Source organism: Paenibacillus sp. FSL R5-0527 (assembly GCF_038008055.1).
Classification (GTDB): domain Bacteria; phylum Bacillota; class Bacilli; order Paenibacillales; family Paenibacillaceae; genus Fontibacillus; species Fontibacillus macerans.
This window is the reverse complement of the sequence record NZ_JBBOYI010000015.1, coordinates 1-1,225: the sequence shown is the minus strand read 5'-3', so window position 1 is coordinate 1,225 and position 1,225 is coordinate 1. Positions and strand designations below refer to the sequence as shown.

5 protein-coding genes are annotated in these 1,225 nt (G+C 42.4%); all 5 read left to right on the top strand.

The window, feature by feature from the left end; all coding sequences use genetic code 11:
- Positions 1–196: hypothetical protein (locus NYE69_RS33550; protein ID WP_340930751.1), on the top strand; the 196-nt coding region annotated here is incomplete at its 5' end.
- A 113-nt stretch (positions 197–309) separates the two neighbouring features.
- Positions 310–522 (top strand): BhlA/UviB family holin-like peptide, encoded by a 213-nt coding sequence (locus tag NYE69_RS33545; RefSeq protein WP_340930761.1) that lies wholly within the window; start codon positions 310–312, stop codon positions 520–522.
- On the top strand, positions 519–812 hold the full coding sequence (locus tag NYE69_RS33540; RefSeq protein ID WP_340930760.1) for a hypothetical protein: 294 nt from the start codon (positions 519–521) through the stop codon (positions 810–812). The genes NYE69_RS33545 and NYE69_RS33540 overlap by 4 nt, the downstream gene beginning before the upstream one ends.
- 5 nt (positions 813–817) lie before the next feature.
- Positions 818–1,084 (top strand): phage holin family protein, encoded by a 267-nt coding sequence (locus tag NYE69_RS33535; RefSeq protein WP_340930758.1) that lies wholly within the window; start codon positions 818–820, stop codon positions 1,082–1,084.
- A partial coding sequence (locus NYE69_RS33895; protein ID WP_445744857.1) for a lysozyme occupies positions 1,085–1,225 on the top strand: 141 nt, incomplete at its 3' end.

Sequence of the window (1,225 nt, the reverse complement as noted above, 5' to 3'; positions counted from 1 at the left end):
GGCGAACGAAAGGTATTTCAATGGACTTATTTCGAACTTTACATCACTTAATGTCGGCCAAGGTAAGGGTGTATCAGCAGCCTTAGCTTCTTTTTCCCCAACTTCTGACGGCTTTACGGTAACGGTAAATTTTGCAAATTCTAATAGTGGCACTACATTTAACGCCAGTATTGATTATTGGGTTGCAATAGAGTAATTAAAAAATCCCTGTGTTGAGGTAACGGGAGGGCTTAGGTCGCTAAACTTCGACCCTCCCGGCTTTCTGCACAGGGACAGAAAGCGGTTTAATTATATCACAGGGGTGGGTTTATGGAAAACGAAATTTTCAAATATTTCATTACACAGGGGCCATTCGGAGCGTTGTTCGTATGGCTTCTTATTTATGTTATGAGGGCCAACAAAGAACGCGAGAAGGATTTAAACGGCATAATCCAGCAGCAAAACAACGTTCTCTCTAAATTTTCTGAAAAGTACGATCTAATCATCTCGGAATTGCGTGAGTTGAAGGAGAGGCTAAAATGAAACAGAAAATCATCAGTGTATCATACATCGTTGTGACAATCTGTTTCGCGCTCATCGTTGCCGCTATGACTTTGGATTGGGTCACAAAATACTCTATCTATCTCCAACAGCGAGACGAACTACATAGGCTTATAAACGCTGGGATAGATATTAGTGCAGCAAAACCAACAGTTTCCTACTTACAAGGCGCTGCTACAAGGCAGTTAAACAAACTCAAAGACGTGAGCATAGTCTTCGGACTAGTGTTTGCGTCTTTTTCATTATATATAAAACTCATTAAGAGAGGTTGATGGAAATGGATTGGAACGCAGTATTAGAGTTTATTAACCCGGAATTGTTAGTTGTCGTCGTGGCTTGTTGGATCATCGGCTATGTGCTTAAGCAAACGCCGCGTGTACCGGACTGGACAATCATCTACATTGTCACAGGCGTAGCTATTGTATTTGCTTGCTTGCTGCTAGGGTTTACAGTGCAGGCCGTTATCCAAGGTATCTTGTGTGGTGCTGTGGCGGTCTACAGCAATCAATTCATCAAACAATTTAATAAGCGTGGTGAAAATTAAATGAGCCGAAAGATAGGAGAGGCAGGGCTTAAACTTATCAAAAACTTTGAGGGCTGTCGATTGAAAGCGTACAAGCCGGTAGCGGCTGAAAAATACTGGACAATTGGCTGGGGACATTACGGGCCAGATGTAAAAGAGGGC

Excerpts from the sequence above, each read along its gene's own strand:
- NYE69_RS33545 (WP_340930761.1), top strand. The coding sequence starts at position 310 with ATGGAAAACGAAATTTTCAAATATTTCATTACACAGGGGCCATTCGGA.
- NYE69_RS33540 (WP_340930760.1), top strand. The coding sequence starts at position 519 with ATGAAACAGAAAATCATCAGTGTATCATACATCGTTGTGACAATCTGT.
- NYE69_RS33535 (WP_340930758.1), top strand. The coding sequence starts at position 818 with ATGGATTGGAACGCAGTATTAGAGTTTATTAACCCGGAATTGTTAGTT.